The organism is Streptomyces macrosporus (assembly GCF_039533145.1).
GTDB classification, from domain to species: Bacteria; Actinomycetota; Actinomycetes; order Streptomycetales; family Streptomycetaceae; genus Streptomyces; species Streptomyces macrosporus.
Map to the genome: position 1 here is coordinate 1 of NZ_BAAASZ010000036.1, position 13164 is coordinate 13164.

Consider the following 13164-nt stretch of genomic DNA (forward strand, 5'->3'; position numbering starts at 1 on the left):
CCCGGCTCCTCCGGTCCCACCGGTTTCGACGGCGCCCCGAGCGCCCCGCCCGCTCCTCGTCCGACCCCGGACCGGCCGCGACGCCCGCCGCGCGAGCGCGCCCCCTCGGCCGCCGACCGGCCCGACCGCACCCCCGGAGGCGTGCCCGCGTGGCCCGGCACCGACGTGTGCGGGCTCGGCGAGGCGTACGGCGGCTGGGACCCGCGCAGCGCGCAGGCGCGAACCTGCCGGGAGGTCTACGGCGACTGACCGCCGGAACCCTCGAGGCCCCCGAAGCCGCCGGGGGCCGCCAGCCGCGACTCCGTCCTGTCGATGGCGGCCCGGACGTCCGCGCCGTACGCGTCGTCCGGCAGCTCTCCCACCGCCCTTCTGGCGCGGGCCAGTTCGCGCCGGGCGGCACCGGGGTCCCCCAGCCGGGCGTGGTCGGTCGCCAGCCGCAGGTACAGCGAGGGGTACAGGGAGCGCACGGCCGGCCGGCGTCCCTCCCCCGCCGCCCGGTCGGTGAGCGTCTCGGCGACGGCCAGCGCCCGCAGGTCCCACTCCAGGGCGACGGCGGGATCGTCCTGGGCGGCGGCGAGGTAGTGGGCGATGGCGCAGCGGTGGAAGAGGTCGCCGTCCGCGCGGGTCTCCTCCCACAGCCGGGCCAGCCGGTTGCGCGCCTCCTCCCGGTCCCCGCCCCGGTGGAGCATCACCGCCTGGCCGATCCTGACCGTCACCGGGTCCTCCGGAGCGTCCCCCGCCTCCTCCGTCTCCTGCCACTGGTCCGTCACGGGTCTCTCCTGTGTGTGGGGTGCCGCCGGTGCCGCTTCCGACGCTGTTCCCGACGCTAATCGCCGCGGGCGGCCGAGGAGGTCAGGCTCCGGCGGTGGCGTCCCGCCCGTACCGCCGTGCCAGTGTCCCCACCGTCTCCGCCACCGCCGCGCGCAGCTCGGCGGGGCCGAGCACCTCGGCCTCCGCGCCGAGCCGGAGCAGGTCGCCCACCGCCACGGAGGTGCTCTCCACCGGGAGGACCACCCGCACCCACCCCTCCTCGTCCGGCTCGCCCGCCTCCCGCACCGCCCGTGCGCCCACCGCGCCGAACTGCATGGGCAGCAACCGCAGGGCGCGCGGCGAGACGCGCAGGCGCGCCTCGCCGCGCCAACGGGCGGCCTCCAGCCGGCGGGAGACCTCGGCCCAGTGGGCGGCGAGGTCGAAGTCCGCGGGCCGCTCGAAGCGTTCCCCGGTGACGTCGAGGTCGAGGATGCGCGAGACCCGGTAGGTGCGCACGCTCCTCTCGCCGGCACCCCCGCCGGACCCCGCGGAACCGTGCTCGGGGGCGCGCTCGGGGCCGTCCTCGGCGTCCTCCCCGGAACTCTCCCCGGAGCGCGCGACCAGGTACCAGATGCCGCCCTTGAGGACGAGACCGAGCGGGTGCAGCTCGCGGCGCACCTCGCCGCGCCAACGGCGGTAGCGGACGCGCAGCGTCCACTGCTCCCAGACGGCCTCGGCGACGCGGGCCAGGTGCGGCACGGGATCGGTGTCCCGGAACCACGCGGGAGCGTCGAGGTGGAAGCGCTCCTGGACGCGGCGGGTGCGCTCGGCCAGTCGCGCGGGGAGCGCGGCGCTCACCTTGAGCCGGGCGGTGGCCAGTTCGGCGCCCAGGCCCAGCTCGGCCGCCGCGGCGGGTATGCCGGCGAGCCAGAGGGAGTCGGCCTCCTCCCCGGTGAGCCCGGTCAGACGGGTGCGGTAGCCCTCCAGGAGGCGGTAGCCGCCGTCCGGCCCCCGGTCGGCGTAGACGGGCACGCCGGCGGAGGCGAGCGCCTCGGCGTCGCGGTAGACGGTGCGGACCGAGACCTCCAGCTCGGCGGCGAGTTCGGACGCGGTCATCCGGCCCCGGTTCTGGAGCAGGAGCAGCATCCGCAGAAGACGGTCGGCGCGCATGGCGCCAGTCTGCCCGCCGTACCTGACAGAAGATGTCAAGTACGGCCGCGACAGTGGTGGCGTCCGGCGCGGGAGAGGCCCGCGCCCCGGCCGAGAGGGTCCCATGAGCACGCACACCACCGGCAGCTTCACCTTCGCCGACTGGCGGGAGACCGTCCTCGCCGAGACCGAGGGCGGCCCGAAGCTGGCCAGTGCCACCGTCGTCAACCGCTTCACGGGCGGCGTCGAGGCCGAGAGGACGTCGTGCGCGTACACCATCGCCTACACCACCGGCGACCCGCGGTCGACCGGGAGCTTCACCGGTCACGAGCTGGTCACCGGCACCGTCGACGGCCGCAAGGGCAGCTTCGTCCTCGCCGAGCGCGGCACCTTCGACGAGGAGTGGACCACGCGCTGCGTCTTCGAGGTGGTGCCCGGCTCCGGCACCGGGGAGCTGGCCGGGCTGAGGGGGACGGGGGGCTTCACCGCGGTGCACGGCGAGCCGTCCGTCGCGTACACCTTCGACTACGACCTGGACTGACGCGGGCCGGCCCCGTGCGCGCCGCACGGGGCCGGACGGTCACTTCCCCAGGTCGGGGATGCACCAGTCGATCGGGGTGTGCCCCTGTGCCGCGATCGCCTCGTTGATCTGGGTGAAGGGGCGGGAGCCGAAGAACTTCTTCGCGGACAGCGGCGAGGGATGGGCTCCCTGCACCACCGCGTGCCGCTCGGTGTCGATCAGCGACAGCTTCTTCCTCGCGTGGGCGCCCCACAGCACGAAGACGGCCGGGTCGGGCCGGGCGTCGACGGCGCGGATCACCGCGTCCGTGAACTTCTCCCATCCCTTGCCCTTGTGGGAGTTGGCCTCCCCGGCCCGGACCGTCAGGACCACGTTGAGCAGCAGCACGCCCTGCTTCGCCCACGGCATCAGGTAGCCGTTGTCGGGGACGGGACAGCCCAGCTCCGCGTTCAGCTCCTTGTAGATGTTCCGCAGGGACGGCGGAATCCTCACCCCCGGGCGCACCGAGAACGCCAGCCCGTGGCCCTGCCCCTCGCCGTGGTACGGGTCCTGACCGATGATCACCACCTTGACCTGCTCGTAGGGGGTGGCGTCCAGCGCCGCGAAGACCTCCTCCCGGGGCGGATAGACCGGCCCGCGCGCCCGTTCCGCCTCGACGAACTCGACGAGCTCCTTGAAGTACGGCTTCTTCAGCTCGTCGCCGAGGACGCCCTGCCAGGACTCGGGCAGCATGCCGTTCACGTGAGACAACCTCCGGTGGTGGTTCCGCTGTGCGCCTCAGAACCTACCGGTGACCACCGACAGCGGCGGGCCGGGCGGTCACCAGCTCTCCTTGCGGGAAAGCTCCCACAGCCGCATGATCGTCGAGGAGTCGATGCACCACTCCACACCGGCGATGTCGTCGCGCGCGGCGATGTAGAGCTTGCCCTGCCACAGGGGCAGCAGCCGGGCGTCCTCGGCCAGGATCTCCTGGGCCTTGGCGAAGGCGGTGCCGGCCGCGCCGCGGTCGCTCTCCTTGCGGGACTGGGGCAGCAGCGTGCCGGTCAGGACGCGGTCCTCGTACGGCGTGCCGAGGGCGTTCTCCTTGCCGACGAACGGCGAGATGTAGTTGTCCGCGTCCGGGAAGTCCGGGAACCAGCCGCGGCCGAAGACCGGGTAGTCGCCCTCCGTGACGCCCTTCTGGAACTCGCGCCACTCGCGGCCCTCCAGGGTCACCTCGAACAGTCCCGACGCCTCGAGCTGCCGCTTGAGCTCGGCGAACTCCTCGGCGGTGGTGGCCCCGTAGCGGTCCGTGGTGTACCAGAGGGTCAGCCGGACCTTCCCGGTGATCCCGGCCTCGGCGAGCGTGGCCCTGGCCTTCTTCACGTCGGGCTCGCCGTACTCCTCGTAGAAGGCGCTGACGTGGCCGGTGATCCCGCCGGGGACCATGGAGTACAGCGGAGCGGCGGTGCGCTGGTAGACGTTGCGGACCAGGGCCTTGCGGTCGACGACCTGGGCCACGGCCCGGCGGACGGCCGGGTTGGCGGCCTCCTCGTGCTCCGGGTTGAACACCAGGTAGCGGATCTCGGTGCCGTAGACCTCGTTGAGCTTGATGTCCGGGTAGTCGGTGCGGTTCTTGTCGAAATCGGTGACCTGTTCGGGCGTCAGGCCGCGGTAGGTCAGGTCGACGGAGCCCTTCTTGAGCTCGTCGGCCATCTTCTCCGAGTTCTTGAAGTACCGGACGGTGACGGCGTCGTTCTTGATCTCCGCCGCGCCGTTGTACTTCTCGTTCCTGGCCAGCTCGACCCACTCGCCGTCCTTGTACTCCTCGATGCGGTACGGCCCGGAACCGCTGATCTTGTCCGACTCCAGCAGCCGGTCGGCCGGATAGACGGCGGGGTCGACCAGGGAGGCGGCGGGAGTGGCGAGCACCAGGGGGAAGGTCGCGTCCGGCCGCTTGAGGTGGAATATGATCGTCCGCTCGCCCGAGGTCTCTATTCGGTCGATGCTCTGCAGCAGTTGGGCCGGCCCGGTGTCCGCCTTGATGGCGAGGGTGCGCTCGAAGGAGTACTTCACCGCCTCGGCGTCCAGCGGGTTGCCGTTGGAGAACGTCAGGCCCTTCTTCAGCACGCAGCGGTAGACGCTGCTGACGGTGTCGGTGAAGCCGCACCGCTGGGCGGCGTCGGGTTCGGGGGTTCCGCTGGAGCTCGGGAAGTGCGTCAACGTCTGGTAGATGTTCCGGAACAGCTCCCAGGAACCGTCCCAGGCGCCGGCCGGGTCCAGGACGCTGGGCGTGCTCGTGGTGCCGATGACGATCGCCTCGTCGCTCTCGCCCTCCCCGACCAGCGAGCCGCATCCGGTGAGCAGGCTCGCCGCCACCACCACGGCTGCGCCCTTGAGAGGCTTGTCCTGGCTGAACACTTGTACGCTCCTCGGTCGGCGATGCCACTACTGCCTGGGTGTGCTGAGGGGGGTTCCATCGGCCGACGGGATGGAGCATGGGCCGCGGTGCGCGTACCACCGCACGCACGGCAGGGCTTCGAATGGCCTGTCGTGCCGACGACGTGGCAGACCTTACCGCAGCATATGACGGAGCTGACAGGCTTCCGGGCCGGGTGGATCAGGGGGTCTTCGAACACGCCGGACGCGCCCGCCGGACGGCCCGGGCGAACGCGGGAACGGCCCGGGGAGCCGGGAAGGGCACGGGAAAGACGAACGCCTCCGGTGCCGTACCGGCCGTGCGGGCGGTACGGCACCGGAGGCGGCGTTCGAACGTCCCCGGGGACGCCGTGCGGCGGCGCGGCCGGGCCCGTGCGGTCAGCCCACCCCGGCGTTGAGGAGGATGCCGCCGTCGACCACGAGGGTCTGGCCGGTGATCCAGCCGGAGGCGTCGGAGGTGAGGAACTCCGCGGCGCCCCCGATGTCCTCGGGCGTGCCCAGCCGGCCCAGCGGGTAGTGGGCGACGACCTCCTCCTCGCGTCCCTCGTAGAGGGCGGCGGCGAACCTGGTCTTCACCACGGCCGGGGCGATGGCGTTGACCCGCACCTTCGGCGCCATCTCGTGCGCGAGCTGGAGGGTGAGGTTGACCATCGCGGCCTTGCTCATGCCGTAGGCGCCGATGAAGGGGGAGGCTCCGATCCCGGCGAGGGAGGCGATGTTGACGATGGTGCCGCCGTTCTCCTTCTGCCAGGCCGCCCAGGTGCGCTGGGCGAAGCCGAGCGCCGAGATCACGTTGGTCTCGAAGACCTTGCGGGCGACGTTCAGGTCCAGTTCGGCGATGGGCCCGAAGACCGGGTTGGTGCCCGCGTTGTTGACCAGGTGGTCGACCCGGCCGAACGCCTCCATGGTGCGCTCGACCGCCTCCGCCTGGTGAGCCTCGTCGTGCGCCTTGCCGGCGACGCCGATGGCCCGGTCCGCGCCGAGCCGGTCGACGGCCTCCTTGAGCGCGTCCTCGTTGCGGCCGGTGATGCACACCCGGTCGCCGCGGGCGACGAGCGCCTCGGCGATGCCGTAGCCGATGCCGCGGCTCGCCCCGGTGACGATGGCGACCTTGCCGCTGTCCTGCACTGCCATAACCGTTTCCGTTTCCTGGTGGGGTGGTTCGGGCGTCAGTCGAGCGGCCCGCCGGCCACGTACAGCACCTGGCCCGAGACGAAGCCGGCCTCCTCGCCGGTGAAGAAGGCGATGGCGTTCGCGACGTCCTCGGGCCTGCCGACGCGCTGGACGGGGATCTGCGAGGCGGCGGCCTTCTGGAAGTCCTCGAAGCCCATGCCGACGCGGGCGGCGGTGGCGGCGGTCATGTCGGTGGCGATGAAGCCGGGGGCCACGGCGTTGGCGGTGACGCCGAACTTGCCCAGTTCGATGGCGAGGGTCTTGGTGAAGCCCTGCAGGCCGGCCTTGGCGGCGGAGTAGTTGGCCTGGCCGCGGTTGCCGAGCGCGGAGCTGGAGGAGAGGTTGACGATCCGGCCGAACCCGGCGTCCACCATGTGCTTCTGGCAGGCCCGGGACATCAGGAAGGCACCGCGCAGGTGCACGTTCACGACCGTGTCCCAGTCGGAGTCGCTCATCTTGAACAGCAGGTTGTCGCGGAGCACACCGGCGTTGTTGACCAGGATGGTCGGCGCGCCCAGCTCGTCGGCGACGCGGGCGACCGCGGCCTCCACCTGCTCGGCGACCGAGACGTCGCAGCCGACGGCGAGGGCCTTCCCGCCCGCGGCGGTGATCTTCTCCACGGTCTCCTTGCAGGCCGCCTCGTCCAGGTCGAGTACGGCGACGGCCCGGCCCTCGGCGGCCAGACGGACGGCCGTGGCCGCGCCGATGCCCCGGGCGCCGCCCGTCACGATCGCGACACGCTGCTCGGTGGTGGACATGCTGGTTCTCCTCGCGCTCGAATGGGTGAGCAACCGCTTAGTACCTCTGGCAGACGTGACGCTAGAAGCACCGACACGCTCTGTCAACGCCCCACAGCGCGGGTGAGGCCCAGCCCACGTGCGGGCCGTGTTCAGCGCACCAGCACCCGGAGCAGCCGTTCGGCCTCGGCCTCGGGATCGGCGGTCAACCCGGTGTGCACCGGCCCCGGTTGGACGACGGTGGAACGGGGCGCCACCAACCAGCGGAAGCGCCGCCCGGCGTCGTCGGCGGCGGCCTGCCCGGCGGCGGCCCCGCCGTGGCACACGCACTCCACCGCGTGCAGGGCGGCGCGTACGCCCTCGACGTCGACGTTCGGGTCCAGGGCGCGCAGCCGGTCCTCGTCCAGGTGGATCCGGGCCGCGACGAAGGACCGGGCGCGGCAGTAGAGGACGATCCCGGCGTTGATCAGCTCACCGCGCTCGACCCGGGGGACGACGCGCAGGACGGCGTACTCGAAGACGTCGCGTCCGCCTGTCAGCCCGCTCACCGCTCCTGCCCGCCCTTCTTCAGCCCGCTCACGGCGTCCGCCCAGTCCTTCAGCCAGCCGGGCGCCTTGGAGGGGCCGTCCTGGCTCGGGGCGCCGATGGTGATCCGCTCGTGGACCGTACCGGCCCGGGCCGCCAGCACCTCGACGTAGGCGCGGCGCAGCGCGTCCGGCGTGTCGAAGCCGGGCTCGCCGTCCAGCCACTCGTCGGGGACGTCGGCCGCGCACTCGGCCAGCAGCTCCTCCGTCACGCGCGGCGCCAGCTCGGCGGCGGCCGCGGCGATGTCGGGGCCGACGGGCGCGAGGGCGTGGTCGGAGGCGTCGTACGGCTTGTCGGCCGCCTTGCCGGCGGTGGGCCAGTTGTGGTGCCAGATGAGGGTGGCGCCGTGGTCGATGAGCCACAGGTCGCCGTGCCAGACCAGCAGGTTGGGGTTGCGCCAGGAGCGGTCGACGTTGTTCACCAGCGCGTCGAACCACACCACGCGCCCGGCCTCGGCGGCGTCCACGCGGTAGGCGAGCGGGTCGAAGCCGATCGAGCCGGGCAGGAAGTCCATCCCCAGGTTCAGCCCGCCGCTGGCCTTGAGCAGCTCCTGCACCTCCTGGTCGGGCTCGCCCAGGCCGATCACCGGGTCGAGCTGCATCCGCACCAGGTCGGGCACGCGCAGGCCGAGCCGCTGGGCCAGTCGTCCGCACAGCACCTCGGCGACCAGGGTCTTGCGGCCCTGTCCGGCGCCGGTGAACTTCATGACGTAGGTGCCCAGGTCGTCGGCCTCGACGAGACCGGGCAGCGAACCGCCCTCGCGCAGGGGCGTCACATAGCGCGTGGCGGTGACTTCGGGGAGCATTCCGCCAGGTTAGACGGCCGTCGGCCGGAGCCGCGAACGGGTTGCGGGCGGCGGACGCCTCCCCTCCGCCCCGGTCTTCCCTTCCCGCCCCCTCCCCCGTCAGGGTGACTCTGTCCCCGGCCGGTGCCGGGAGCCGACCTCCGCCGCCCCACACCGTCACATGTCGCCACACGTCGTAACACAACGTCACACGCCGTCACAGACCGTCGTACAGGAGTTTCCGTGAGCGCCTCCGCCTTCCCCCGTCGGTTCGCCCGCACCCGCCGCTTCTCCCTCGGTGTCCCCCGGAACTTCTCGGTGTCGCCCGACGGGTCCCGGGTGCTGTTCGTCCGCACCGGCGGCGGCGCAGACCCCGTGGGGCGGCTGTGGCTGTGGGAGGGGGGCCGGGAGCGGCTGTTGGCCGCCCCGCACGGAGCGGGTGCCGCCTCGCGTCCGGTCCCGGCCGAGGAGCTGGCGCGGCGGGAGCGGGCGCGGGAGCAGTCGGTGGGTGTGGTGGCGTACGCGGCCGACCGGGAGCTGCGGCGGGTGGTGTACGCGCTCGGCGGCGCGCTGTGGGCCGTGGAGACCGACGGGGGCGCCCCGTTCCCGGTGTCGGCGGCCGGACCCGTGGTCGATCCGCGGCCGTCGCCGGACGGGGAGCTGATCGCGTACGTCACCGCCGGCGAGCTGCGCGTGGTCGGCTTCGACGGCCGCGGCGACCGGCCGTTGGCCGTCCCGGAGGGGCCGCGGGTGACGTACGGGCTGACCGACCACGTGTCGGCCGAGTCGATGGGACGGCTGCGCGGCCACTGGTGGGCGCCGGACGGCCGGGCCCTGCTGGCGGCACGGGTGGACACCTCGGCGGTGCGGCGCCGGTGGATCGCCGACCCGGCGCACCCCGAGCGCCGCCCGCGGGAGATCGCGTATCCGGAGGCGGGCACGCCGAACGCGGACGTCTCCCTCCACCTGCTCTCCCTCGACGGCCGCCGCACCGAGGTGCTCTGGGACCGCGCCTCCTTCGAGTACCTGGTGGCGGTCGACTGGGACGCGCACGGCCCGCTGGTGACCGTGCAGAGCCGCGACCAGCGCACGCTGCGCGTCCTGGCCGTCGACCCGGCCACGGGCGCCTGCCGCGTCCTGCACGAGCGGCGCGACCCGCACTGGGTGGAGCTGCTGCCGGGCGCGCCGTGCCGCACCGCCTCGGGACTGCTGGTGCGGGCGGAGGAGTCGGCGGACACCCGGCGGCTGCGCGTCGGCGACACCCTCACCCCGGCGGGGTTGCAGGTGACCGGGGTGCTGGGCACGGACGGCGAGGAGGTGCTGTTCACCGGGTGCGAGGACCCGGTCGAGGAGCACGTGTGGTCCATCGGGCCCGACGCGGGCTGCCGCCGGCTGAGCGAGGGGCCGGGGGTGTACTCCGCGGTGGCCTCCGGGGGCACCGTGGTGCTCGCCGGCCTCACCCCGGACGGGCACGCCGTCACCGTCCGGCGCGGCGGGAGGGTGGTGGGGCGGATCGCCTCCCTGGCGGAGGAGCCGGCCGTCGTCCCCCGGCCGGTCTTCCTGGTCCAGGGCGAACGGCGGTTGCGCAGCGCGCTGTTCCTGCCCTCGGGGTACGACCCCGACGCGCCGGACGCCCGCCCGCTGCCCGTCCTCCTCGATCCGTACTCCGGTCCGGGGCTGCGGCTGGTGGTGCGGGCCCGGACGTGGCCGGCGTGCGTGTCGCAGTGGTTCGCCGAGCAGGGCTTCGCCGTGCTGGTCACCGACGGGCGCGGGACCCCGGGGCGGGGGCCGGCGTGGGAGAAGGAGATCCGCGGCGACCAGCTCACTCCCGTTTTGGAGGACCAGATCGACGCGCTGCGCGCCACGGCGGCGGCCCACCCGTACCTGGACCTGGGCCGGGTGGCGATCCGCGGCTGGTCCTTCGGCGGCACGCTCGCCGCCGCGGCCGTCCTGCGCCGGCCCGACGTCTTCCACGCCGCCGTCGCCGGCGCGGCGGCCACCGACCAACGGCTGTACGACACGCACTGGAAGGAGCGCTATCTGGGCCGGCCGGACGAGGAGCCGGAGAACTACGAGCGCTCCTCGCCGATCGGCGACGCCCACCGGCTGCGCCGTCCGCTGCTGCTGATCCACGGCACCGCCGACGACAACGTCGCCTTCGCGCACGTGCTGCGGCTGTCGGCGGCGCTGCTGGCCGCCGGACGCGAGCACACGGTGCTGCCGCTGTCGGGCGCCGGACACCTGGTCGCCGACGAGACGGTCGCCGAGCGGCTGTTGGACTTCCAACTCCGTTTCCTGCGCGACGCGCTGGGGATCGGGGACGCCGACGGCCGGTCCGTCCGAGACCGATCGCCCGGTGCCGAATCCGGTGTCGGATCCGGTGCCGGACATCGCGGCGTCGAGCCCGCTGTTGAACACCGCGGCGTCCGGCTGCGTATGCCCCGGTGAAAGCGTCCGCACGGCAGCACACGACAGCAGGGGAAGTGACCGCATGACCGACGCACCGACTCCACCGACCTCCCGGCGCTCCGTCCTCGCGGCGGCCGGAGCGGTCTCGCTCGCCGCCGGCCTGGCCGCCTGCTCGGACTCCGGTGACGGTTCCGCCTACGGCGGCGACTCCGGCTCCGGCGAGCAGGCCCCCGATCGGTCGGCACCGGAGCAGTCGGCGCCCGCCGAGGCCGGGGGCGGTGACGGCGGCGGCCGGGAGCTGGCCCGGACGTCCGAGATCCCCGAGGGCGGCGGCATGGTGTTCAAGGACCGGAAGGTGGTGGTGACCCAGCCGAGTCCGGGGGAGTACAAGGCGTTCTCGGCGGTCTGCACGCACCAGGGGTGCGTGGTGAGTTCGGTCGCCGACGGCGCCATCGTCTGCGCCTGCCACAACAGCATGTTCGACATCGCGGACGGCTCGGTGCGAGGCGGGCCCGCCACGCAGCCGCTGCCCCCGGCGAACGTCACCGTCGAGGGCGGTTCCGTACGGCTCGCCTGATCCGTCCGCCCGCGTCCCCGCCCTCCGCCGCCCGTCCGTCCGGACCCGGGCGGGCGGCGGAACGGGTTCCGGGGGCGGTCCCCTCCGACGCGCGTTCAGGCGCGGGCGCCGTCCGCGGCCCCGCGCAGCGCCTCCACCGCCGCCCGGATGGACGGCCTGCGGTCGGCGTCCTCGCGCCAGATCGCGTAGACGTGCCTCTTCATCGTGTGCCGCACGGGGGCGACGGCGACCCCGTCCGGCACCGGCCCGCGGCCGAGCCGGGGCGCCACGGCCACCCCCAGTCCGGCGCCGACCAGGGCGAGTTGGGTGTGGTGCTCCCCGGCCGTGTGGCGGATCTTGGGCTCGATGCCCTGGCCGCGCAGGGTGAACAGCAGCCAGTCGTGGCAGAACTCGCCGTCGGGCCAGGAGATCCACTCGTCGTCGGCGAAGTCCGCCAGCTCCACCGGCCCGGTCCCCGCGCGGGGGTGGTCGGCGGGCATCGCCACGTCGGCGGGGTCGTCCAGGAGCGGCACCTTGGCCAGCCCGCCGGGCAGGGAGAGCGGGCGGTTGTACCAGTCCAGGACGACCGCGAGGTCGATGTCCCCGCGCACCAGCCGCGGTACGGCGGTGTCGGGCTCCATCTCCTGGAGTCGGACGCGCAGTTGGGGGTGGTCGGCGCGCAGGGCCGCCAGGACGGTGGGGAACAGGCCGCGGGCGGCGGTCGGGAAGGCGCCCAGCAGCAGTTCGCCGACGGCCTGGCCGCGGTGGGCCTCCAGGTCCGCCTCGGCGAGTTCGAGTTGGGAGAGGATGCGCCGGGCGTGTTCGGCGAGCAGGCGTCCGGCGTCCGTGAGGCGGATGCCGCGGCCGTTCCTGGCCAGGAGCTGCTGGCCGGTCTCGCGTTCCAGTTTCGCCATCTGTTGGGAGACGGCCGAGGTGGTGACGTGCAGGCCCTCGGCCGCGCCGCTCACCGAGCCGTGGCGGGCGATGGCGTGGAGGATGCGCAGCCGCTCCAGATTCAACATGTAAGCGATGCTACGTGATGCACTCAACGAAATCTCGCTTGTTCTTAATCGTTGAGAGCGAGATCGTTGACCCATGTCCACTACCGCTCCCCTCCGCGACACGCCGGCCTCCGGCTCCTCCGGCAGACCCGCCGGTCCCGCCCCGGACGGCCGACGGACCGGTCGCCGCCTCCCCGCCGTCGACTGGCGCATCCGCTTCGCCGCCCTCTGCCTGATCTGGGGCTTCAGCTTCCTGCTGATCAAGGTCGGCACCCAGGGCTACGCACCGCTCCAGGTCACCCTGGGCCGCGTGGCGTTCGGCGCGGCCGTCCTCGGCGCCGTCCTGCTGCTGCGGCGCGAGCGGCTGCCGAGGGGGGCGCGGACGTGGGGGCACCTGGCGGTCGCCGCGTTCCTGCTGAACGCGCTGCCCTTCACGCTCTTCGCCTACGCCGAGCTGACCATCTCCTCCACGCTGGCGGGCATCTGCAACGCCACCACCCCGCTGTGGAGCATGCTGCTCTCCCTGGCGGCCCTCTCCGACGACCGGCCGACGAGGCGCAGCGTCGCCGGACTCGGCATCGGCTTCGTCGGGGTCCTGGTCGTGCTCGGCGCCTGGCAGGGCTTCACCGGCCAGGACACCGGGGGCACGGTCATGGCGCTGGTGGCCTCGGCGAGTTACGCGGTCGGCTGGGCCTACGTCCGGCGCACGCTGTCGAACTCCGGCGGTTCGAACCTGGCGATGTCCACCTCCCAGCTCCTGCTGGGCACGGCCCAACTGGCCGTGGTCACGCCGCTGTTCACCTCCTTCCCGACGTCGTTCCCCGTCGGGCCGCTGCTGGCGGTCGCGGCGCTGGGCGCGCTGGGCACCGGAGTGGCCTTCCTCCTGCAGTACGGGCTGGTGGCCGAGGTGGGTCCGACCACGGCCACCCTCGTCACCTACTTCCTGCCCGTGATCTCCACCGCGGCCGGGGTGCTGCTGCTGAGCGAGCGGCCGTCCTGGAACACCCCCGTCGGCGCGCTGATCGTGCTCGTCGGCGCGGCGCTCACCCAGAGCGGGCCGCGACGGCGGACGACGCCGTAGC

13 protein-coding genes and 1 pseudogene are annotated in these 13164 nt (G+C 73.6%); 5 read left to right on the forward strand and 9 right to left on the reverse strand.

Features of this window, described 5'->3' with window-relative positions; all coding sequences use genetic code 11:
* Positions 1-249, forward strand: a pseudogene (locus ABD335_RS25660) (hypothetical protein); the annotation flags it as partial.
* Here the strand turns inward: ABD335_RS25660 and ABD335_RS25665 are convergent.
* Entirely contained in the window at positions 237-770 is a 534-nt protein-coding gene (locus ABD335_RS25665; RefSeq protein ID WP_344327773.1) for a hypothetical protein, read from the reverse strand. The pseudogene ABD335_RS25660 and the gene ABD335_RS25665 sit on opposite strands and share 13 nt — an antisense overlap.
* 82 nt (positions 771-852) lie before the next feature.
* Entirely contained in the window at positions 853-1920 is a 1068-nt protein-coding gene (locus ABD335_RS25670; protein ID WP_344327776.1) for a helix-turn-helix transcriptional regulator, read from the reverse strand.
* 103 nt (positions 1921-2023) lie between these two features.
* Between ABD335_RS25670 and ABD335_RS25675 the strand changes: the two genes are divergently transcribed.
* Positions 2024-2440, forward strand: a complete 417-nt coding sequence (locus tag ABD335_RS25675; protein WP_344327778.1) for a DUF3224 domain-containing protein — start codon at positions 2024-2026, stop codon at positions 2438-2440.
* A 39-nt stretch (positions 2441-2479) separates the two neighbouring features.
* Here ABD335_RS25675 and ABD335_RS25680 read toward each other — a convergent pair whose 3' ends face one another.
* From ABD335_RS25680 to ABD335_RS25705, 6 genes are all read right to left on the reverse strand, one after another.
* The gene (locus ABD335_RS25680; RefSeq protein WP_344327838.1) at positions 2480-3151 is read right to left on the reverse strand and encodes a uracil-DNA glycosylase; all 672 of its coding nucleotides are present in this window, start codon (positions 3149-3151) and stop codon (positions 2480-2482) included.
* Between the two features lie 87 nt (positions 3152-3238).
* Positions 3239-4819 carry an ABC transporter substrate-binding protein gene (locus ABD335_RS25685; RefSeq protein ID WP_344327780.1) on the reverse strand — a complete coding sequence of 527 codons (1581 nt, stop codon included), beginning with the start codon at positions 4817-4819 and terminating at the stop codon, positions 3239-3241.
* A gap of 396 nt (positions 4820-5215) precedes the next feature.
* On the reverse strand, positions 5216-5971 hold the full coding sequence (locus tag ABD335_RS25690) for an SDR family oxidoreductase (RefSeq protein WP_344327782.1): 756 nt from the start codon (positions 5969-5971) through the stop codon (positions 5216-5218).
* Positions 5972-6006: 35 nt separating this feature from the next.
* Positions 6007-6768 carry a 3-oxoacyl-ACP reductase FabG gene (fabG, locus tag ABD335_RS25695; protein WP_344327783.1) on the reverse strand — a complete coding sequence of 254 codons (762 nt, stop codon included), beginning with the start codon at positions 6766-6768 and terminating at the stop codon, positions 6007-6009.
* 131 nt (positions 6769-6899) lie between these two features.
* Positions 6900-7295, reverse strand: a complete 396-nt coding sequence (locus ABD335_RS25700) for a DUF3037 domain-containing protein (protein ID WP_344327785.1) — start codon at positions 7293-7295, stop codon at positions 6900-6902.
* The gene (locus ABD335_RS25705; protein ID WP_344327787.1) at positions 7292-8137 is read right to left on the reverse strand and encodes a HipA family kinase; all 846 of its coding nucleotides are present in this window, start codon (positions 8135-8137) and stop codon (positions 7292-7294) included. Before ABD335_RS25705 ends, ABD335_RS25700 begins: the two co-directional genes overlap by 4 nt.
* 222 nt (positions 8138-8359) lie before the next feature.
* Between ABD335_RS25705 and ABD335_RS25710 the strand changes: the two genes are divergently transcribed.
* Together ABD335_RS25710 and ABD335_RS25715 are read left to right on the forward strand one after the other, a co-directional pair.
* Positions 8360-10564 (forward strand): prolyl oligopeptidase family serine peptidase, encoded by a 2205-nt coding sequence (locus ABD335_RS25710; protein WP_344327788.1) that lies wholly within the window; start codon positions 8360-8362, stop codon positions 10562-10564.
* 43 nt (positions 10565-10607) lie between these two features.
* Positions 10608-11102, forward strand: coding sequence for a Rieske (2Fe-2S) protein (locus ABD335_RS25715; protein WP_344327790.1), 495 nt, complete (start codon positions 10608-10610; stop codon positions 11100-11102).
* A 95-nt stretch (positions 11103-11197) separates the two neighbouring features.
* Here the strand turns inward: ABD335_RS25715 and ABD335_RS25720 are convergent, their stop codons facing one another.
* Positions 11198-12103, reverse strand: a complete 906-nt coding sequence (locus ABD335_RS25720) for a LysR family transcriptional regulator (protein WP_344327792.1) — start codon at positions 12101-12103, stop codon at positions 11198-11200.
* A gap of 73 nt (positions 12104-12176) precedes the next feature.
* Here ABD335_RS25720 and ABD335_RS25725 point away from each other — a divergent pair, with 73 nt between their 5' ends.
* Complete coding sequence (locus ABD335_RS25725) at positions 12177-13163, forward strand: DMT family transporter (protein ID WP_344327794.1); 987 nt, start codon at positions 12177-12179, stop codon at positions 13161-13163.
* The last annotated feature ends 1 nt before the right edge of the window (position 13164 follow it).